This window comes from Roseivirga spongicola, assembly GCF_001592965.1.
GTDB lineage: Bacteria > Bacteroidota > Bacteroidia > Cytophagales > Cyclobacteriaceae > Roseivirga > Roseivirga spongicola.
Genome location: NZ_LRPC01000023.1, coordinates 190861 through 212070, shown reverse-complemented (window position 1 = coordinate 212070; position 21210 = coordinate 190861). Strand labels below are relative to the sequence as shown.

The following is a 21210-nucleotide window of genomic DNA, read 5'->3' as shown; positions in this document are numbered from 1 at the left end:
TTTTATTTTCAAAAAAATCTTTTCTCTTCCAATCACTCTATCATCTAAAAAACCAATACCTAAAACCCTACCATTCATAACATGTCTATTGTGATTGAAGTGTCTTTTCTGGAATTTTCTAATTAAACCACGATCACTTTTATGAAAACGCGCTTCATATTAATCCTATTTCTAACGGCTATCAGCTTATCAGCTCAAACTGGCAAAGTCTACGACAACCTCTCCTTAAAAAGCGAGATATTGAAGATGGATAGGAAATTTGCCATCTACCTTCCTCCTGACTATGAGACTTCCGAGAGAAGCTATCCAGTCCTGTATTTACTTCATGGAGCAGGAGACGATCAAACAGGTTGGGTACAATTTGGAGAGGTACTTAGAATTACTGACCAAGCCATTAAAGATGGTTCCGCCACCCCAATGATCATTGTAATGCCCGATGCCAATACAGGCCAGCGAGGCTACTTCAATATTCCAAAAAGCGAGTGGAGATACGAAGATTTCTTCTTCGAAGAATTAATGCCTTATGTAGAAGACACTTATCGCATAAAAAAAGAGAAAAGGTTTAGAGCCATATCTGGTCTTTCTATGGGAGGCGGTGGCACATTTATGTACGCTATGCACAGACCAGATTTGTTTTCTTCAGCAGCACCATTGAGTGCGTACATAGGTCCTCTTTCGCTAGAACAATACAAACAACAGGTGCAACGCATGAACCTTGAGGCATCTGATGCCGAAATAGAGACCTATTTCAAAAGACACAACGCCCTTTCATTAATTGAAGAAGGAGATGTAAAAGAACTAAGCTCTGTTAGATGGTTCATAGACTGCGGAGATGATGACTTTCTTTATGAGGGCAATAGCCTTGTACATATCGCCATGCGCAAAAAAGATATACAGCATGAGTACCGAGTTAGACAAGGAGGGCACACGTGGACCTATTGGAGAGAATCTCTACCTGTTGTGCTCAAATTTGTTTCAGACGCTTTTCACCAGTACTAGTATTGATCAAACACGGAAACCTCTAGCTGATCTTCACAAACACTAAGAAGTTCAGCTTGAGTTTTCTCCAGAACCGGATGCACCATTTCTGAAGCAATTTCTACCAAGGGTACTAATGTAAACCTTCTGTCTGCAATCCCTGGGTGAGGCAAACTCAAGTCGTTCTCTTGAAAAATCAGATCATTGAAGTAAAGAATATCTATATCAATGAGTCGTTTACCCCACTTCTCGTAACGAACCCTACCCATTTCATTTTCTATAAGCTGAGTGATCTGAAGCAGACGCTGAGGAGATTTCTTAGTTTCTATCTCAATTACTTGATTTAAGAACGCCTCTTGATCTTCATTCCCCCAAGCTGCGGTCTCGTATATCTGAGACTCCTTCTTTATGGTTATACCATTACTGACTATCAATTCTTTAGCTCGATCGAGATTCTTCAATCTTCGTCCAATATTGGATCCTAGTAAAAGATAAATTCCAGACATGGCTGCAAATATAGGCTTTGTTATTGGAGTTGAAGGGCTACCTAAGTATTTTGCCACTTCATAAGCAAGAATACATGAGTGAACTAAGACACGACTGGACGAAAGAGGAGATTCTTGAAATCTATAATAGACCATTGCTAGACTTGGTCTATGAAGCAGCATCGATTCACAGAAAATATCACAACCCCAATGAAGTACAGGTAAGTACTTTGCTCTCCATTAAGACTGGAGGTTGCCCAGAAGACTGCGGGTACTGTCCGCAAGCAGCGCGTTATCATACAGACATTGAGACCAATGACTTGATGACTGTTCAACAAGTGAAGGCGCAGGCCCTACGAGCAAAATCTTCAGGCTCATCTAGAGTTTGTATGGGAGCCGCTTGGAGAAATGTGGAAGACGGCCCAGAGTTCGATCAAGTGTTGGACATGGTTCGCACCATCAACTCGCTAGATATGGAAGTATGTTGTACGCTAGGGATGTTAACAGAAAATCAAGCTCAGCGTTTGGCAGAAGCAGGACTTTATGCCTATAACCATAACCTAGATTCATCGGAAGAATATTATAAAGAGATAATCTCTACTCGTGGTTGGGAAGACAGACTTGAGACCCTGAAAAATGTTCGCAAGACGAACGTAACGGTGTGTAGTGGCGGAATCATTGGAATGGGAGAATCTATTGAAGATAGAGCCGGCATGCTGGTAGCGTTATCATCTCTAAGCCCACAACCTGAATCAGTTCCAATTAACGCGCTGGTTTCGGTTGAAGGAACACCTTTAGAAGAGCAGCAAGTAGTACCGATCTGGGATATGATCCGTATGGTGGCTACTACAAGAATTGTACTTCCTACTACCACCGTCAGGCTTTCAGCAGGTAGAACCGAAATGAGCAAAGAAGGTCAGGCCTTCTGTTTCTTGGCAGGAGCAGGTTCTATTTTTGCAGGAGACAAACTATTAACCACTCCGAATCCTGATGTTAATGAGGACATGGAGTTGTTCAATATCTTAGGAATCAACCCTATGAAACCATATGCAAAAGGAGCCAAACCTCAGCCATTACCTATGGATGAAATGACTCCTGAAGAAGGAGAGAAAGTGAAATGGAGTCGTCCTAAGCACAGAATTGAAAAGAACGTAGAAGCCACTAAAAAGGCCAATCAAAAAAGAAAGGAAGCTATATAGCTTCCTTTCTTTTTTTCTCTAATACAAAAACTCAAAGGCACTTCTGTAGCCTCCAACCTTCTGAGCATAGTCTAAAACGGCATTGTAAAAGTTGTCCTTTCCTAGAGTTCCAGAGTCACCAATAATTACTAATTGAGTTTTGGCTCGGGTCATGGCTACATTCATCCTGCGATATTCCTTAAGGAAACCTATCTCATTTTTGTCATTGGAACGTGTGAGGCTGATATAGATAATATCTCTCTCCTGCCCTTGAAACGCATCTACTGAATTGATGCTTATGTTATCACGAACCTCATCGAAAGCTTCATTGTCCTTTATCAGCTCTCTGAGAACTTCAGTTTGAGCTTTATACGGAGCAATTATTCCGATCGACATATCTACTTGAAGGTTATCAGCAAGGTGCTTCACTAATAGAGCGGCCTCCTCCTCATTATAAGTGCTGAGCGTTTGCTTCTTCACTTTTTCAGAAAAACCAGTTCCGGCAGTGTCAATAAACACAAAGTGTTCAACAGTCGATTCTCTTTCCCTTTCAATTACCGAGTCAGCAGTTTTCAAACCTCCTTCATAGAAATAATCGCTTGAGAATTGCATAATCTGAGGATGCATGCGGTACTGAGTTTCCAGCATAACAGAAGCAGGTGGAATCTTCATTGCTTTCTCAAAGAGTGTATTCTCTAACCCTTCTTTAGCCGCCTTGATAGACTTTACCGTGGGAGGCAACTGTAAATGATCACCAGCCATTACTACGCGATAAGCTTTGCGAATGGCTATCCAGGCACCTGGTTCCAGCGCTTGAGAAGCTTCATCGATAAAGACTGTCTTGAAGATTCTGTCATTAACCAACGAATGGGTTGAACCAACCAAAGTACAAGCAATTACCTGTGCTCTATCGAGCAAATCTTCTGTAATGTGCTGCTCTATTCTATCGGCATCTTCCTTTAGCATTCGAGCTTCCTTTCTCAGCAGGTCGCGCTGCATGCGTTCATGATGACCGAAGTTGCGTTTGTATTTACCTGCCATTCTTCGGTACTCTTCAGACCGCTTTCTAATTTCTCGAAGTTCTTTGAAATAAGCATGACCAGAGATTTTAACATCCAAGCTATTCTCAATCACCTCTGGAGTAAGTCTGGCCGGGTGGCCCAGTCGTAAAACATCTAGTCCTAGGCTATCTAGTTTTTCGACCAGCAAATCGACAGCAGCATTGCTTTGAGCACAAACCATCACTTGGCGCTCATTTTTCACCACTTCCTTTATGGCATTGACCAAAGTGGTAGTCTTGCCCGTTCCCGGAGGGCCATGAATAATGGCTATATCTTGCGCATTAAAGATATTGGTGAGCGCCTTATTCTGGCTTTCATTGAGGTTGACCGATTGGAACTCAAAACCATTTTTAAATGAGGGCTCTTTGGCACCATAGAAGATTTCTCTTAAGTCAGCTAGTCTGCCATGCTCTGCATTCAGCACTTCTTTCAGTGCCTTTTTCATCTCGCGGTAGCTACCTTCATCGAAGAGCAGATTCACTCCAAGCTTACCATCGTTAATCCAATCGGGCAGCTCATCACTATTGATAACAATTCGCATTTTGTTATCTCTAATAAAGCTAATGACACCTTGAGTAGTACTGTCCTTTTCGTCTTCACCAAGAAACAAGCTCACCACTGCTCCCGACTGGAAAGCATGATTTTGTTCGAGATGAGAAGTCCGTTCTACCTCTACGGTCCAGCGCTCCCCTGTACTAATGAAGTGATTTACCTTCACCGCTGGGTACCAGGTCACCCCTTGTTTTCTGCGTTCTTCTAAAGAAGTATTCAGCATCTTTTTCTGATACTGAGCATAGTCTTCGTCCTTCTCTATTTTCAGAAGATCGATTAGTTTGGATATTTCGGCTTGCGCTGGAGTCATTTCTTAGAAAGGCCGCAAGATGGGGGATTGTTTTGAAAATCAGGAATCGAAATCGTAAATAGAACGTCATCCCCGACCTGATTGTGGATCTCAATGGTATTGAAAAAGATTTAGGGATTCCCGCCTACGCGGGAATGACGGTATCACTGACTACTTACGCACCCTGATCATTGTAATCTTAGATTGAGCAATAGGAGCATCAATAGGTGGGTTCTTCTTAGCCACAGCTACTTTTACTTCTGTAACTGTTGGAAACTGCTCGAAGCACTTTTCAATGATTCTGCCGGCAACTCGCTCTAAAAGTTTGGTCGATATTTCCATTTCAGCCTTCACCAAGGCATGAAGCTCTTCGTAGTTGACGGTTCCGGAAAGCTCGTCTGTTTCAGCGGCCTTTTCGAATGAGGTAGTCAGGGCAACATCCACCACAAAATGATTACCCTTTTCTCTCTCCTCTTCATAAAAACCATGAAAGGCATAGAACTCCATGCCTTCCAGTGCAACGATATCTTTATTCATCGATTCGCTTAAATATTGGAATGAATATCCTCAATCGTCCAATGGTGATGACACCATCTATGGCGTGAGGTGAGTTAATTGAATCAGTCGAACTGATCGAAGAAAGAGCCTTTTTCCTTATTCTCAGAAACCCCTTCCATTACTTGTTCTTGCTTCTTTGGCTTTTCGGCCTTCGGTTCTTCTGGCTTCGGCTGCTCCGGCTTAATTTCTTTGGTTTCGGTAGTTTGAGGAGTTTCATCAATATCTTCTACCATAGCAATTGAATCCTCATCGTCAGTATCTTCTACCATTTCATCGATACTGGCCTCAGCTTCCTTTTTCTCGTTGTGGGCAATAATTTTATTCACATCCACCGGGCCATTATTCTCATTCACCTCTCTGGCCAATTCTTTGGCCTTCTTTATATGAGGTTTAATATCTGCCGGAAAATCTTCGTGACGACCGAGCTTAGATAGGATATCTTCTGCCAACATTTTTAAGTCTCCCATCAAAGAGGCCTTATTGGCATCGAGGCTTCTGAAAACCTGTTCGAGCTGACGAATTTCGTCTTCCATATCTTCTACAATCTGGCCAGCTCTATCTTCAGCATCTTCTATGATAGACTTCGCTCTAGACTTTGCTTCGCTCATCAATGCATCAGCCTTCATTTCGGTTTCACGCATATGAAGCTCAGCTGTTCTGGTTGCCTGCTCAATCATGTTGGCGCCAGTATCTTCTGCCGTTTTCAATGTTTTGAATAGTGAGTTTTCTACTTCGCGCAGCTTCTTCACTTCTTCATGAGCCGCTTCCAACTTAAACTTTAATTCCTTGTTTAAATCGTTTAGCTTCTCCCACTCTATGGAAAGAGAGTTTAAAAAGGCTTTAACCTCGTCTTTGTCAAAGCCTCTGAAGTTCTTTTCGAACTCCTTTTGTCTAATTTCTAATGGTGTAATATTCATTCCTCAGAAAATTTAAAATTGATATCCCAGATTGAAATACTCCGGTCGTCACTTGCCGACAATAGTAGGTTGTTGAAGTTGGTCCATAGTACTTTATTGACTGAAGTACCGTGACCTGCGTGTCGCGCTTTGTCTATGACTTTTAGCAGATGGAAAGTCTCGGCATCCCAGACCTTTATTGACTTATCCATGCTACAAGTTACAAAATGTTTGCCATCAGCACTAAAAACCAGATGGTTAATTGCATACATATGCGCCACTATAGACTCTTTAAGCCTATAATCAGATTCAACATCCCAAATTTTTAAATGAGCATCTCTACTGCCACTGAGTAGATAACGTTGATCTGGCGAATATTGTACTGTGAAAACAGAGATTTTATGGGCTGGAATTACTCTTTTCTCACTGAAATCGTGAAGGTTATAAATCCGAATATGGTTATCGCTAAAGCCAACTGCAAACTCTCTGTTTACTTCAGAAATTGCTATACACCTAGCACTTTCGGTTGAGGCTTTTATCACTTTAATTGTTTCTAGCGATGTAATGTCCAAAATGTGGATTTCTCCGTTACCGAGAGAACAAAACACCCTATCGTTCAATACTTTTATATCGAAAATCTGAGTATTCCCAAGCTGAATAGATCCACGCTCTTTGCGCTCTTCAAGATCTATAATGTGGATTCCATCGAAGTTTTGCCCTACCACTAAAGCGTTCCGCTTCGGATAATAGCAAAGGGCATACACGGAACTCGGAACTTTTGCCAGCATTCGTCCTTCTTGTGGCTTGGTCAAATCCCACTCGGCAATTACACCATCACCTCCGGAAGAGAAAAAAACATGTTCTTTTGGACCTTTTTCAATGGTATACACACAGTCTTGATGACCTGCGATAGTATCTACTTTAGTGACTTGAATTTTAGACATATCTTTGGCTCATTGAAAGGGCTTGCAAAATTAAGCAGCACAAAATCAAATTCGCAGTAAGTACATGCCTATTATAAAAAAAGGTTTAAACGAACCAAATATTCAGTTTGCCATTTGGGAAATCACTGAGAGTGAAAATGAGTTATTTGACGCTTTGGGCTCGAGCATTAAGGACGATGAACCTTTAGCAGAAATTAAAGTTGAATCAAGACGTTTAGAGTCATTAGCCGCCAGGTGCGCTTTACAAGAACTACTTAAGCCTTATGGGGATTTTGAGATTTACAAAGATCAGTTTGGCAAACCTCATTTACGCGATGAAAGCATAGGCCTTTCTATTTCTCATGCTAAAGGTTTTGCTGCCGCTGCTATTAATTTGGATGGTGACATTGGAATTGACATTGAGCATGAGCGTGATCAGGTAGTTAAAATTGCTCACAAATTCATTCATTCTACAGAGAGAGAATGGGTGGCTCAAGACATTCATAGACTTACACAGGTTTGGTCTGCCAAAGAGGCCCTGTACAAACTGCATGGGAGAACTAAATTAGCCTTTGCTGAACAGTTAATCACCAAAAACTTAGACCGAGAACTCGGGGAAGGTAAAATTATAGAGAAAAAAGAAGGAGTTTCGCTATACAAGCTTTACCAGCCCAACGAAACTCCTTTGGTTACAGTAATTGCTTACTGATCTACCTTCTCTTCAATTATTCTGAGCATTTCAGCCACTTCTTCTACCTTTTCTGTGTGGCCTAGCTTTTCATGTGCATGACTTAAGTTTCTCAAAACTCTGGCCACGATTTCCACATTTTCGCATGGCTCATAGTACTTATCGTTTGGAGAGAGTCTTAAATTAGTTAAGTACTCATCTATCTCCTTTTTTGAAAAAACTAGCCCCCTATTAAATGCGTTGATGTAAAATTGAACATCTCCCTGTTTGTAAGTCATTACGAAAAGGTTCGGCAAATTTACTCCGTAAATAGGCAGGTTCAATTTTTGGGCAACCAACATGTAGATAACGCAAAGGGCTATTGGATTACCCTTTTTTGTTTGCAGCACCACATTGAGCATTGAATTGCCCGGAGAATGAAAATTCTTTGTGTTAGCTCCAAACTTGAGCTTATTGAACAACACCGAATTGATCAGCTTCACTTGATCTACCGGATGCAACTCGCTTTTGAATTCCATCCATACATCATAATAGATTTGCTCAATTTCTTTGCTGAGTTGCTCTAACTCCAAATCAGGATATTGATAGGTACTAATGAGCCACATACCCTCTAACAGATCTTTGCCACCTTGTGCCTTCCAAGCATATAGTTTTTCTTTGGTGAGCTCAAATTGCAAGCTATGCACGAGTTCTTCTATACGCTTCTGAACAACAGGGTTAAAACTGCTCTCCCACTCAAACTCTAAGTACGGTATTATATACGTACCCAAAGCCATTATCCTATCTTCCACATGTTGAACTACCTCGATGTCATCATCATCTAATAATGACACCAAGGCTTTAAGCTCATTGTTATTCAAATTACCCGATTCTTCCATACTTAAGTCTGAATCACACCTACATTAAAAGACTCTTTAATAGGTGCATGATTCGCTGCTTCTATACCTTTTGATATTACTTTTCTGGTTTCTTGAGGATCAATAATTCCATCGACCCATAATCTTGATGCGGCATAATACGGGCTCATTTGTTCATCGTACTTAGCCTTAATATCTTCCAAAAGCGATTTCTCTTCTTCTGGAGAAATCTCCTTACCCTGTGCTTTTAAGGTAGATACCTTGATTTGCAAAAGCGTTTTCGCAGCAGAAGCTCCACTCATAACTGCTATTTGAGCGGTTGGCCAAGCGTAGATTAACCTAGGATCATAGGCCTTTCCACACATAGCGTAGTTACCTGCTCCAAATGAGTTACCTGTAATGATGGTAAATTTTGGCACCACTGAGTTGGCCATGGCATTCACCATTTTAGCACCATCCTTAATAATTCCTCCATGCTCGGCTCTACTCCCTACCATAAACCCACTTACATCTTGCAAGAAGACCAATGGTATCTTTCGCTGGTTGCAATTCATAATAAACCTTGCTGATTTATCTGCTGAGTCGGAGTAAATAACTCCTCCCATTTGCATTTCGCCTTTTTTAGACTTTACAACCACGCGCTGGTTAGCTACAATACCAACAGCCCATCCATCTATTCTGGCGTAGCCACACACAATGGTTTGTCCATACTTTTCTTTATACTCTTCAAACTCAGAGTTGTCTGCAATTCTGGCTATGATATCGCGAACATCATAAGGCTTCACGCGATCTTGCGGCATTATACCGTAAATCTCTTTAGCATCTTTCTTTGGGGCTACAGGCTCTTTTCTATCGAAGCCTGCCTTTTCAAAAGAGCCAATCTTATCGAAAATAGACTTGATATAGTCTAAGCAACTCTGATCATCTGGAAACTTATTATCAGTGACTCCTGATATTTCGCTTTGGGTTGTTGCCCCACCTAGTGTTTCATTGTCAATATCTTCACCAATAGCGGCTTTTACCAGATAAGAACCCGCTAAAAATATAGACCCTGTTTTATCGACAATAGCAGCCTCATCGCTCATAATTGGCAAATATGCTCCTCCTGCCACACAGCTACCCATAATAGCAGCCACCTGAATAATACCCATAGAAGACATTTTTGCGTTATTTCTAAACTGTCTTCCGAAGTGTTCTTTATCAGGAAAAATCTCATCCTGCATTGGTAAGAAAACACCTGCACTATCTACCAAATAGATAATTGGCAACCTGTTCTCCATGGCAATTTCTTGCGCTCGTAGGTTTTTCTTGGCCGTAATTGGAAACCAAGCACCGGCTTTTACAGTAGCATCATTGGCTACAATCATACACTGTCGGCCGCTTACGGTTCCAATACCCGTTACCACGCCTCCAGAAGGGCAACCACCAACATCTGAATACATGCCATCGCCTGCAAAGGCACCAACCTCTAAAAAGTCTTCTTGGTTATCAATCAGGTAGTCTATCCGTTCACGAGCAGTGAGCTTTCCTTTCTTGTGCTGAGATTCGATTTTCTTTTCTCCTCCTCCAAGCTTCACCTTCTTCAACCTAGTGTTTAGTTGAAAAATGAGCTGACGCATTTGGTCGTCATTTTTATTGAAGTCTATATCCATTCAATTTCCGTTGTGAGTTACTCAATTCCATTATAGTTTACAGGTCTAAAAATAGACCCGTACACTAAGAATTCAAACCGGAAATTTGAGCGACTGTTTGGAACTGCTATCTATTTGAGCTTCTACCGTCAGCAGGTGGACGATTTTTTCTGCCGAAAAGAGAGAAATGCATGTAGCGTTTCGGGTTATAACGCAAGTCTATCATCAGACTATCCAGGTCTGCCATAGTCTGTGTAAGGGTGTTATAAAGAGAGTCGTTGGTCATTAATTTGCCCAAAGTACCATCGTTAGAGTTAAGCCTAGTAATGAATGTTTCGGCTCCAGTGAGTACAGAATCTATTTTAACAAGTCTACTTTCGAAATCAACAGCATTAAGCTTTTCGCCCAATTGCTGATATTCTGCCAAAAGTGGCTTTACTCCTCCCATGGCAACCACCAAAGAATCTGTTACATACTCCATTTGCAGTCTAAACTGTTCCATGGTTGTTTGTGCAACTCTATTGGTAACAATAAGCTCATCAGATAGCTTTTTGAAGTTATCCAAAGCAGCACCGATGGTATCACTTTTTTCCACAAAAGGATCTAACACATCATTGATTTTATTTACCAAAGAGGTTAATTGATTGGCTGCAGAGATACCTTCTTGTGTAAGTAGTTCAGTAATACCTCCGTCTACTTCACCATTAAGTGTATCGCCCATTTCTAGGAGTCTTGTTCCTCCTGGCTTTAGAATAAGCTGAACTTCTATACCACCTAGTAAGTCTGGCTTGGCTAACCGTGCATAGGTACTATCGGTTAGTTTGATCGTTTTATCGATAGCCATGGTAACCAAGATTTCGTTGTACTGATCGTTTGAGAACTTTCGCTCAACTACACTACCAACATCTAAGCCGTTGAGTATAATTCTATCTCCTTTGTTAAGCCCACTTACGTTCTGATATTTCACGTAGTAAGTGTTTAATGGAGAAAATACGTTCAACCCTCTTAGGTAGTTAAAACCTATGTACAACACAGCGGCCATTACGACCACAAATAACCCAACCTTAAATTCTCTGCCTTTAGCCACTAGTTCTGTGTGGTTTTTAAGTATTCAAAATAATCTCTAATTGCCCTAAAAATAGCCGAGGCTATATAGTCCTGAACTTGCTCAGTAGCTAACTCACTCTCCTCTTTCGGGTTGGTAAGATAACCTATTTCTATCAAAACACTTGGCATTGCCGTGTTCCACAGCACCCATAGGCTCGACTGTTTTACACCTCTACTCTTTCTACCTGCCCTTTTAGAGAATTGCTCCTCAACGTTCTGAGCTAATCTAATGCTATTTTCCTGATATGCCTCCTGCTGAATTTCAAACATAATATTCACCTCTGGTGCCTCAGGATCAAAACCTTGGTACTTCTCCTTATAATCTGCCTCTAGCATAATTACGGAGTTCTCTCTCTTTGCTACTTCAAAGTTTCTTCCTTCGTTTTTAGTTCCCATTACATAAGTTTCGGTTCCGAACACATGGGAATTACCTGCTGGCATAGCATTTGCGTGGATGGACACGAACAAATCTGCTTCTGCCTGATTGGCTTTTGTAGCTCTAACTGCAGGATGGCTATACTCATCTTTAGTACGCGTAAAAATGACCTCAATGTCGTCAGTATACTCATTTAGGTACTTCCCTACCTTTATTGCAACTGGGAGCACCACATCTTTTTCTTTCAGCTTTGCCCCCATGGTTCCAGAATCCTTGCCTCCGTGGCCAGGATCTAAAACTACCTTGTACTTCTTTTTTTGCGTTTGCCCGAAAGAATTAGTCGTCAAACCGGCAAGGATTGTTAAAAGAACTAAAGGAATCAGATAAAATTTCACTTTAATGCGCATGAAACGGCTGATTGAAATAACTTTACGCAAAAATCTTAAAAATTCGGAAAAACCGAAATACAGCGTGTTTTCAAACGGAAAAATATATTTACTTCTCATTTTTCTTTTTTGCTTCTCCAAAGGTATGGCTCAGACTAGTCCGATCCTCCAAGAAGATAGACAAAACCGTGCCGATCTTAATAGCATCAATGAGAACGATACAATTCCTGGACAGTCAGATTCTCTACAAGTTGTTGTAAATGGAATTCAAACCACAATAAAATACTACGCTGCCGACTCCATAATTACTAAACTTTTAACAAACCAAACCTACCTCTATGGAAAAGCCCGAATTGAATACGGTGATATAAACCTCGCAGCGGAAAGAATTGTTATCGACAGAAACAAAAATGAGCTAACCGCCACAGGAGTTCAAGACTCTACGGGAGTCTGGCTGGGCAGACCTGTTTTCAAAGACGGTTCAGATATCTTTGACACTGAAGAGATTAGATACAACTTTGAAACACAGAAAGCCTATATTAAAGGAGTAGCCACTCAACAGCAGGAAGGCTTCTTGAGGGGGAGTGTAGTAAAAAGAGAGGCCGATGAAAGTGCATATATAAAGGATGGAAAATATATACCGTGCCCAGATGACCCTGATGCAGGCACATACATCAAAGCCAAAAAAATTAAGATCAACCCGGGTAAAAATGTCATAACAGGGCCTTTCCTATTATACGTGGGTAATATTCCAACTCCACTAGGCCTACCCTTTGGTTACTTCCCTGATACACAAGAAGCTACTTCTGGCATATTGTTCCCTAAATACGGTGATGAGCGAAGAAGAGGGCTTTTCTTGAAAGAAGGGGGATATTATTTTGCTTGGAATGACTACATCCATACTGCTGCAACTGCTGACGTCTATTCTAAAGGTAGTTGGGCAACCACTATTAGGTCTGTGTACAGGAAGCGCTATAGCTACGGTGGACAGTTCAACGTTACTTATAATAAAAACATTACACCCGAGTACGATCCTGATAGACTGAACTCTAGAGATTTTTGGGTGAGTTGGTCGCACACTCCTGAGTCTAGAGGAAGAAACTCTCGGTTCTCTGCTAGTGTGAATGCAGGTACTAGCACTTACAACCAAAACAATTTAAACACCACAAACCTATCTAACAACGTCCGTTCCGAGTTTAGGTCAAACATTCAGTATAGTGGTTCTATCCCAAGGTCACCGTTTAGTTACTCTTTTAGTGCAAGACATAATCAAAACGTTCAAACAGGAGTAATAGATGTAGCCTTACCAGAAATGTCATTAAACATGAATAGGATTTATCCATTCAAAAATGCTGAGGCAGACATTTTAAATAGAGTAAACTTTGATTGGAGGTTTAACGCATCAAATCAGATAACAAATATTGTTAGGCCAGGCTCTGCAGGCTTTAACATTGCCAATAGAGCCACTGAAATTGACACCATTACTGTAGGTTTTGATACGCTTGGTGAACTCTTAGATAATGCTAAAAATGGAGCCAGGCACAATGTGGGGCTATCCACTTCTTTCACCTTACTGGAACACTTTAACTTTTCACCATCTTTTCAAATAGAAGAACTCTGGTATTTGCAAGAATTAGACTATGAGTTTCTTGAAGAAGAGAATGCAGTAAAAATTGATACCATAAACGGCTTTAGCAGAGCAATGACCTACAGCGCTTCATTAGGTCTGTCTACACAAATCTATGGAAAGTTCAACTTCCCTAAGAGCCGTAAAGTCGAAGCGATAAGACACATCATGAGTCCAAATATTAGTTTCAGCTACAGACCAGACTTTAGTGATCCTAAATATGGTTTTTACCAAGAGGTTCAAACCGATACAACAGGAAATGGCACATATAGACTTCTTTCAAAGTATGATGGCTTTCGCTTTGGCTCACCAAGTTTAGGGGAGTCTGCTTCAATTGGTTTTGGAGTTAGCAATAAATTTGAGATGAAAGTAAAGAACGACACAGCCAAGGCAGAAAAAGTAGCACTTCTAGAAAGCTTAAACTTTCAAGGCAGTTATAACTTCTTAGCCGATTCATTTAATCTTTCTCCCATAGCCATCACAGCCAGAACCACTTTATTTAATAGAAAACTTAGTATTAACGCAGGCGCTACATTAGATCCATACACTTACTTAACTCAAGTTTCTGAAACAGGTGTTGAAACCTTAAGAAGAGTTGACGCCCTAGCGATAAGGTCTGGACAAGGGCTCGGCAGAATAACAAGTGCAAGATTCTCGCTTTCCACTAGCTTAAACTCAAAGGCTGCCAACTCCGGAGGAAACAATCAGGGTTTCTCAAGAGAAAATGCCAGTATGATAGGCAGTATGGGTGATGAAAATGAATTTGGCACAATCAATAATGGAGGAAGCGACATAGTACGGCAAATGGAGCAGTACTTTTATGACGAAAACTCCTACGTGGATATCAGTGTTCCTTGGAATATTAGGTTGAGTATGGATTATAGCTATCGCTGGACACCAACAAATACCACGACTAGAAAGTCAATAAAAGCCAACGGACAAATTGGTCTGACCCCAAAATGGCAGGTAACCTACAATACTGGGTATGACTTCGATGCCAAAGACTTCACTACTACATCAGTAGGACTGTATCGTGACTTAGGTTGTTGGGAAATGAGAGCCAACTGGATTCCTTTTGGTGCTTTCACATCTTACACCATAGACATTCAAATTAAATCTTCCGTACTAAAAGACTTAAAAATTAGCCGAAGAAGAAGTCAGTTTGATAATAATAGAGGATTCTAAGACACAAAAAAAGCACATACTTTGCAGCATGTGCTCTCATTTATTTTTCTACTAATCTTTATCCAACAAACTCCACCGTCAGCGAGTCGTCAGTTTTCTGTACTTTGGCTAAGCCATTTTTAGTTAACTCCTTAATGGCTTTATCCCACTTCTTATTTGAAAGACCTGTACTTTCTTTAAATGAGTTTAAGTCAGTTTTACCAGCTTTCTTCAAAGATTCCATTACACCTTTGGCATCTTCACTCAACTCCACAGAAACTTTTTTCTCTGGCTTCATTTGAGGAAAGAACAACACATCTTGAATAGAGTTTGAATTAGTCATAATCATGGAAAGCCTGTCTATACCTACACCTAAACCAGCCGTAGGTGGCATACCATACTCTAAAGCGCGAAGGAAGTCTTCATCGAGCACCATGGCTTCATCATCTCCTCTTTTACCTAGCTCTAGTTGCTCTTCGAATCTGGCTCTTTGATCAATAGGATCATTCAACTCAGAGAAAGCATTACAGATTTCTTTTCCATTACAAATGGCCTCAAAACGCTCCACTAATCCTTCTTTAGTGTTGTGCTTCTTAGCCAATGGAGACATTTCTACTGGGTAATCAGTAATGAAAGTTGGCTGAATCAACTTAGGTTCGCAGTGCTCACCAAAAATTTCATCAATCAGTTTTCCTTTACCCATTGAATCATCTACATCTACCTTTAGATCCTTAGCCGTTGCCCTTAGCGCGTCTTCGTCCATTTCGGAAATATCAACGCCAGTAAAGTGCTCAATAGCCTCGAACATAGTGAAACGCTTCCAAGGTCTTTGGAAGTTGATTTCATTCTCGCCCACCTTTACTTTAGTGGTTCCGTGAAGATCCATTGCTACTTTTTCGATCATAGCCTCCACAGTGTCCATCATCCAGTTGTAGTCCTTATAAGCTACATACAACTCTACCTGAGTGAATTCAGGGTTATGGAAACGAGACATACCTTCATTTCTAAAATCTTTTGAGAACTCAAACACACCATCGAAACCACCAACAATCAATCTTTTTAAGTAAAGTTCGTTGGCAATTCTCAGATATAAAGTCATATCTAAGGTGTTGTGATGAGTCTTGAATGGACGAGCTGCTGCTCCACCATAAAGTGGCTGAAGAATTGGTGTTTCCACTTCTAAGTAGCCTTTATCGGCCAAGAAGTTTCTCATTGAATTCACCAATTGTGTCCTTTGAACGAAAGTCTTTTTCACCTGCGGATTCACCACTAAATCTACATAGCGCTGACGGTATCTTTGCTCTGGATCAGTAAAGGCATCGTGCACCTTACCTTCTGCATCAGTTTTTGGTAATGGCAGTGGCTTAAGTGATTTAGAAAGCACTACAAGCTCTGTTACATGTACAGAAATCTCTCCAACCTTAGTCTTAAAAACATGCCCTTTTACCCCAATAAAGTCACCGATGCTCAAAATCTTTTTGAAAACGGTGTTATATAAAGTCTTGTCCTCTTCAGGACTCACCTCATCTCTAGCAACGTAAACTTGAATTCGGCCTTGTGAGTCTTGTATTTCGGCAAAAGAAGCTGATCCCATAATTCTACGGCTCATCATTCTACCGGCCAAAGTCACCTCTTTGTATTGATCAGGATTCTTATCGAAGTTTTCCTTTATTTCCTTTGAAAATGCGGTTACCTCAAATGTCTTTGAAGGATATGGGTTTATCCCCATTTGCTCCAATTCTTCTTTCTCCTGTCTTCGTTGAATTTCCTGTTCGCTCAATACTTGCATTTCGCATCAAAATTTTGAAGCCGCAAAGTTAATCATTCAACCAAAACATTTAAACAATTGACCTCTTGTGTTTACAGGTGAAAAAGAATTCCTAGTTTTCTAGGAGTTGTCCGAAATTATTAGGACATTTCCGAAATACTTAGGAGTTATGAAAGATTTAACGAAAGCGGAAGAGCAAGTAATGCAGATAGTATGGGAGTACGATCAGCTCTTCATAAAAGAAATTGTAGATAAAATGCCCGAACCAAAACCTGCATACAACACTGTGGGAACATTTCTGAAAATATTAGAAAGCAAGGGCTTTGTAACTAGGACTAAATTAGGCAACACCTTCTCCTACTCTTCGGCAATTGAAAAGAAAGCATATACCCGAAAGTCTATGAATGGACTATTGAGTAATTACTTTGAAGGATCAGCTGAAAAGCTATTCTCTTTTATGGTTCAGGAAAAGAAACTGAACATGGAGCAGGTTGAGGATTTAATGAAAAAGCTGAAAGACGATGAGTAATTTCCTAATTGAATCGTCCATTTGCTTGGCAGTTTTCTACCTGTTCTACTGGGTGTTTCTGCATAGAGAGAAGCTGCTCAACATAAACAGAGCATACCTTTTAATATCAGTTATTATCTCTCTGATTATCCCATTTCTGAACATTGAAACGAACTGGAACCTGTTTCCTTCAACTCCACCTATTCAAGAGGCAGTTTCAGTAGAAGACTCAATTGCAACAAATGGTAAAGGCGGCATTAGCATTTCATTTGGGTTAATCTACATACTCGGGCTAACCACCTCTTTAGCACTCCTTTTAGTAAAGCTCTTGCTTGTTAAAAGAAAGCTAGGCAAAAACTTCGTTCTAAATAGAAAGCATGTTGAGATAATCGAAATAGAAGGCAATGAAGCGTTCAGCTTCTTGAATACTATTTACATTGGCAAGGATTTAGCTTCCCAACACAAGTTCCGAGAGCAAGTCATAGCCCATGAATTTGCTCATATTGATGGAAAACACACTTTAGACACACTATTTTTTGAATTACTGAAGTGTTTCTATTGGTTCAATCCATTTAGCTACTTCTATAGTAAATCGGCTCAGCTTCAGCATGAATTTATTGCCGACCATTATGCACTTAGCAAATCTGACGCAAGGGCCTATGAAAAATCATTGCTTGAATTAACACTGAGCAAAATAAATCCTAGCCTAGTCGCCAACTTCGGTCAACACCCGATTCAAAAAAGATTGAAAATGATAAAAACTATAAACTCAAATATCATGAAACGTTTAAAACCATTATTCGCATTACCGGTACTTGGAGCATTGGTCTTTGCTCTCGCATGTACTGAAGAGGCAAATCCTGAAACCAATGAAATTGTGTTCGAGGAAACGGAAATTCCAATTGATGTAGACTTAAATCCAATAGTGGAGAATGTAACGAGGTCGTACTGGAGCCCCACTGACTCACTTGTGGCTTCCAAAATGATCAACGGAAAAGTCAAAGTATACTTAAGCCCTCAAATTCAAAAAAGAGTGGATGACAATACAGTTATTGAGGAAGAGGAAATCCCATTAAGCAGAGTTGTGTCTGTCGAAATTATTAAGAGGGACTAGAACCTATCGTTCCTCAAAAAAGAAAGGCTGGAAAATATTTTCCAGCCTTTCTTTTTTTATGTGTTATTAGAACTATCAGAACTTATCCTGATGCCCTAACTGCTTCTTAAATAACTTCCTTCTAGAGAGCTCCTTTTTAACGTTGCTCAGTTCCCTTCCACTCTGACCTTTAACCGAGGTGTTTTCGTTGGCTCTTCTAATTAAGTAAGGAATTGTAGCCTTTAGTGGCCCGTAAGGCACATATTTAATCACGTTATAACCAGCATCGGCTAGATTAAAGGAAATATGGTCACTCATGCCATACAACTGACCAAAGAAAATACGGTGGTCGTTCTTTTGTAAGCCCAGTTCATCCATCACGAGCGTGAGCTTATAATTTGATGCTTCATTATGGGTTCCTGAGAAAAGACCAATTTCATGGATATGTTCCACACAGTACCTCACAGCTAAATCGAAGTCTCTATCAGAAGCCTCTTTGTTAGGCTGAATAGGATCTTCGTACTCCATTTCTTCAGCTCTCGCTCTCTCCTTTTCCATGTAGGCTCCTCTAACCAACTTGGCCCCCAAGCGATAACCATTATCCCTACCATGTTGATGAAGCCTCTTGAGATTATCTAACATGCTATGGCAATACATTTGGAAAGTATAGTAGATGAGCGCTTTTTCTCGGTTATAGATACTCATCATTTTGAGCGTCAGTTCATCTACAGGCTTTTGAATCCACGTTTCCTCCGCATCTATCAGTACAGAAACATCTTTCTCGTAGGCCAGCCTACAGATTTTATCTACTCTTTCGAAAACCCGATCATAAGCAGCTTGCTCATCTGGAGTTAGCTTTTCACCAGCATGGATTTTGGCTAAAAGGTCGAACGATGCCAACCCTGTAATCTTAAAAGCGGCAAAGCGGATGTACTCCATCTCTCCTGCCCTTTCAATTGTTCTCAACAGTTCGTTTGTGGTTTGATCGAACCCCTCTTCTGTTTTTTCACCTTCTACGGAATAATCGAAGATGGCACCAATACCAAAAGCCGCTAGCTCGTGAGAAGAACGTTGACAACCATCTAAGGTTTCTCCTCCACAAAACATATCAAAGATGGTACTTTTAATAAGCCCTTTAACTGGCAACCGAGCGGCTAGCGCAAACTTAGTCATGGTGGTTCCTATTTTAACCAGCCATGGCCATTGCATAGTACTGAAAATGAAATGACGCTTTTTCAGCGCTTCATCGGTTTTAGATCTGAAGGCTGTTTCTAATTCGTCAAAATCGACAAACTTCTTTAACTCCATAGGCGAATTTAGGTCGGCAAATATAAGAACAAACCAATAGGTTTTTACTTTTGTTATTTGGTTCTAAAAGCCATTGCTCATGAACATCCGCGAACTTAAAAATTGGTATCAGGACTACAAAAAACCATTGATTATTTCAGGGCCCTGTAGTGTAGAAACTGAGCAACAGTTTAGAGATAGTGTATTACCTATTTTAAATAAAGTAGACTTTGTAAGAGGGGGAATTTGGAAACCTAGAACTAGGCCTGGCAACTTTGAAGGCAATGGAGAAAAAGCCCTTAAGTGGGTAAAGGCTTTGAAAGAAGAAACTCCATTCAAATTTGCCATGGAAGTGGCCACCCCAGAACATGTAGAGCTAGCTCATCAATACCAAGTTGATTTAGTTTGGATTGGCGCAAGAACAACCGTAAACCCTTTCAATGTTGCAGAGCTCGCTGAAGCCTTACAGGGGTCCGAATTACCAGTTTTGGTCAAAAACCCCATCCATGCAGAGCTTTCCCTTTGGAAAGGAGCTCTAGAAAGATTCAGCAAAGCGGGCGTCACTAAATTAGGAGCTATACATAGGGGCTTCCATACTTACCAGCAAAGTAAGTACAGGAACATTCCCATGTGGCAAATTCCTCTTGACTTAAAAAGTGAGTTTCCCGAATTACCATTAGTATGCGACCCAAGTCACATTGCTGGTGCTCGAGATTTAGTGCCTGAAATTGCTCAAAAAGCAATGGATCTAAACTATGATGGTTTAATGATTGAGGCTCATTGTGAGCCTTCTAAAGCCTGGAGTGATGCTGCGCAACAAGTTCCTAGCAACGACCTCAGCGCCCTTCTTGACAATATAATATTAAGAGACTCCGCATTTACTAAAGATAACATCATTAATCAGTTAGAGGTAATTCGAGAGCAAATTGATGCTGCAGACAGAGAAATTCTAGAGGCAGTAAATTTAAGGATGAACTTAGTGGAGAAAATTGGTGAGTTCAAGAAAGAGAATAATGTAGCCATTTTTCAGCTAAGCAGATGGAAGGAAATCTTCAACTCTAGACAGGAATGGGCCGAACAGCTCAACCTGGATAAGGATTTTGTGGTAGATATACTAAGGCTACTACATCAGCAGTCTGTCAAAACTCAAACCGAAGTTTTCAATAAAAACGAACAAAATATAAATTTACCGAATGACTGACTTAGGCCTTCTTGGGCCAGAATACACTTTTCATGATTTAGCCCGTAGACGCTTTTTGCCAGAATTAAAGCATACCTACTACAGCTCATTTGATGAGGTATTCAACGCCCTGAAAAGTGGAGAAATTAAACATGCTCTTATTGCTTTGAGAAACTCGCACAGTGGAGATGTAAATACTAACAGTAAGTTAATACAGAACAAAGGACTTAAGCTTTTAAAAGAATTCGATCTGGAAGTCAACCTTTGCTTAGGCGGCTTCTTCAAAAACAATATCAGCTCTATTCAAAAAATTCATTCACACCCAATGGCCATAAAGGAGACTCGTGATTATTTCTCCAAATACAGTCATATCAAATTCATCTCTAGTAAGAGCACTGCTGGAGCTATTGAAGAATTACGAAATGGACGAGATAAATGGGCAGCCGTCATTAGTTCTAAAGAAGCTCTAATAGCGAACTCACTTTCTATTGTCGCAGAAAACATACAAGATAGCAACCAAAACGTCACTACTTTTGGTCTTGTATCTCACTAACTAACAAACGTTTGTTTCTACAATCGATTTCCAAAATTTCTAAAATAAAGTTTTCTATGTTTCTA

Annotated in this window: 19 protein-coding genes; 8 read left to right on the top strand and 11 right to left on the bottom strand. The window is 40.5% G+C overall.

What is annotated here, in order from left to right; genetic code table 11:
• Positions 1-141: 141 nt before the first annotated feature.
• Positions 142-999 (top strand): alpha/beta hydrolase, encoded by an 858-nt coding sequence (locus AWW68_RS11985; RefSeq protein WP_068221344.1) that lies wholly within the window; start codon positions 142-144, stop codon positions 997-999.
• Here the strand turns inward: AWW68_RS11985 and folK are convergent.
• A complete protein-coding gene (folK, locus tag AWW68_RS11980; protein ID WP_317038756.1) occupies positions 996-1541 on the bottom strand; it encodes a 2-amino-4-hydroxy-6-hydroxymethyldihydropteridine diphosphokinase in 546 nt (181 codons plus the stop codon). The two genes, AWW68_RS11985 and folK, sit on opposite strands and share 4 nt — an antisense overlap.
• 17 nt (positions 1542-1558) lie before the next feature.
• Between folK and bioB the strand changes: the two genes are divergently transcribed.
• Positions 1559-2662 carry a biotin synthase BioB gene (bioB, locus tag AWW68_RS11975; protein WP_068221393.1) on the top strand — a complete coding sequence of 368 codons (1104 nt, stop codon included), beginning with the start codon at positions 1559-1561 and terminating at the stop codon, positions 2660-2662.
• Positions 2663-2680: 18 nt separating this feature from the next.
• Here the strand turns inward: bioB and AWW68_RS11970 are convergent, their stop codons facing one another.
• The 4 genes from AWW68_RS11970 to AWW68_RS11955 all read right to left on the bottom strand — a co-directional run bounded on the left by AWW68_RS11970 (position 2681) and on the right by AWW68_RS11955 (position 6941).
• Positions 2681-4564 carry an IGHMBP2 family helicase gene (locus AWW68_RS11970; RefSeq protein WP_068221341.1) on the bottom strand — a complete coding sequence of 628 codons (1884 nt, stop codon included), beginning with the start codon at positions 4562-4564 and terminating at the stop codon, positions 2681-2683.
• A 150-nt stretch (positions 4565-4714) separates the two neighbouring features.
• Complete coding sequence (folB, locus tag AWW68_RS11965; protein ID WP_068221339.1) at positions 4715-5080, bottom strand: dihydroneopterin aldolase; 366 nt, start codon at positions 5078-5080, stop codon at positions 4715-4717.
• 83 nt (positions 5081-5163) lie between these two features.
• Entirely contained in the window at positions 5164-6018 is an 855-nt protein-coding gene (locus AWW68_RS11960) for a DivIVA domain-containing protein (RefSeq protein WP_068221337.1), read from the bottom strand.
• Positions 6015-6941 (bottom strand): WD40 repeat domain-containing protein, encoded by a 927-nt coding sequence (locus AWW68_RS11955; protein WP_068221336.1) that lies wholly within the window; start codon positions 6939-6941, stop codon positions 6015-6017. Before AWW68_RS11955 ends, AWW68_RS11960 begins: the two co-directional genes overlap by 4 nt.
• Before the next feature lie 64 nt (positions 6942-7005).
• Between AWW68_RS11955 and AWW68_RS11950 the strand changes: the two genes are divergently transcribed.
• Positions 7006-7629: a 4'-phosphopantetheinyl transferase family protein gene (locus AWW68_RS11950; protein WP_068221333.1), complete on the top strand. Its 624-nt coding sequence runs from the start codon at positions 7006-7008 to the stop codon at positions 7627-7629.
• On the opposite strand, the gene AWW68_RS11945 is transcribed toward AWW68_RS11950, so the two are convergent.
• The 4 genes from AWW68_RS11945 to AWW68_RS11930 form a co-directional block, all read right to left on the bottom strand.
• Complete coding sequence (locus AWW68_RS11945; protein WP_068221330.1) at positions 7623-8486, bottom strand: transglutaminase-like domain-containing protein; 864 nt, start codon at positions 8484-8486, stop codon at positions 7623-7625. The two genes, AWW68_RS11950 and AWW68_RS11945, sit on opposite strands and share 7 nt — an antisense overlap.
• Before the next feature lie 2 nt (positions 8487-8488).
• Positions 8489-10117, bottom strand: a complete 1629-nt coding sequence (locus AWW68_RS11940; protein WP_068221329.1) for an acyl-CoA carboxylase subunit beta — start codon at positions 10115-10117, stop codon at positions 8489-8491.
• A 106-nt stretch (positions 10118-10223) separates the two neighbouring features.
• Positions 10224-11183, bottom strand: coding sequence for an MlaD family protein (locus tag AWW68_RS11935; protein ID WP_068221328.1), 960 nt, complete (start codon positions 11181-11183; stop codon positions 10224-10226).
• The gene (locus AWW68_RS11930; RefSeq protein WP_068221391.1) at positions 11183-11986 is read right to left on the bottom strand and encodes an N-acetylmuramoyl-L-alanine amidase family protein; all 804 of its coding nucleotides are present in this window, start codon (positions 11984-11986) and stop codon (positions 11183-11185) included. Before AWW68_RS11930 ends, AWW68_RS11935 begins: the two co-directional genes overlap by 1 nt.
• A gap of 124 nt (positions 11987-12110) precedes the next feature.
• Here AWW68_RS11930 and AWW68_RS11925 point away from each other — a divergent pair, with 124 nt between their 5' ends.
• A complete protein-coding gene (locus AWW68_RS11925) occupies positions 12111-14777 on the top strand; it encodes a putative LPS assembly protein LptD (RefSeq protein WP_068221326.1) in 2667 nt (888 codons plus the stop codon).
• Between the two features lie 58 nt (positions 14778-14835).
• On the opposite strand, the gene lysS is transcribed toward AWW68_RS11925, so the two are convergent.
• Positions 14836-16545 (bottom strand): lysine--tRNA ligase, encoded by a 1710-nt coding sequence (gene lysS, locus AWW68_RS11920; protein WP_084375670.1) that lies wholly within the window; start codon positions 16543-16545, stop codon positions 14836-14838.
• Positions 16546-16693: 148 nt separating this feature from the next.
• On the opposite strand from lysS, the gene AWW68_RS11915 reads away from it, so the two are divergent.
• Together AWW68_RS11915 and AWW68_RS11910 are read left to right on the top strand one after the other, a co-directional pair.
• The gene (locus AWW68_RS11915) at positions 16694-17053 is read left to right on the top strand and encodes a BlaI/MecI/CopY family transcriptional regulator (protein WP_068221325.1); all 360 of its coding nucleotides are present in this window, start codon (positions 16694-16696) and stop codon (positions 17051-17053) included.
• The gene (locus AWW68_RS11910) at positions 17046-18146 is read left to right on the top strand and encodes a M56 family metallopeptidase (protein WP_068221324.1); all 1101 of its coding nucleotides are present in this window, start codon (positions 17046-17048) and stop codon (positions 18144-18146) included. Before AWW68_RS11915 ends, AWW68_RS11910 begins: the two co-directional genes overlap by 8 nt.
• A 75-nt stretch (positions 18147-18221) precedes the next feature.
• Here the strand turns inward: AWW68_RS11910 and AWW68_RS11905 are convergent, their stop codons facing one another.
• Positions 18222-19433 (bottom strand): proline dehydrogenase family protein, encoded by a 1212-nt coding sequence (locus tag AWW68_RS11905; protein ID WP_068221322.1) that lies wholly within the window; start codon positions 19431-19433, stop codon positions 18222-18224.
• A 79-nt stretch (positions 19434-19512) separates the two neighbouring features.
• Between AWW68_RS11905 and AWW68_RS11900 the strand changes: the two genes are divergently transcribed.
• Together AWW68_RS11900 and AWW68_RS11895 are read left to right on the top strand one after the other, a co-directional pair.
• The gene (locus AWW68_RS11900) at positions 19513-20613 is read left to right on the top strand and encodes a chorismate mutase (RefSeq protein ID WP_068221320.1); all 1101 of its coding nucleotides are present in this window, start codon (positions 19513-19515) and stop codon (positions 20611-20613) included.
• A complete protein-coding gene (locus AWW68_RS11895; RefSeq protein ID WP_068221318.1) occupies positions 20606-21145 on the top strand; it encodes a prephenate dehydratase domain-containing protein in 540 nt (179 codons plus the stop codon). Before AWW68_RS11900 ends, AWW68_RS11895 begins: the two co-directional genes overlap by 8 nt.
• Positions 21146-21210: the final 65 nt, after the last annotated feature.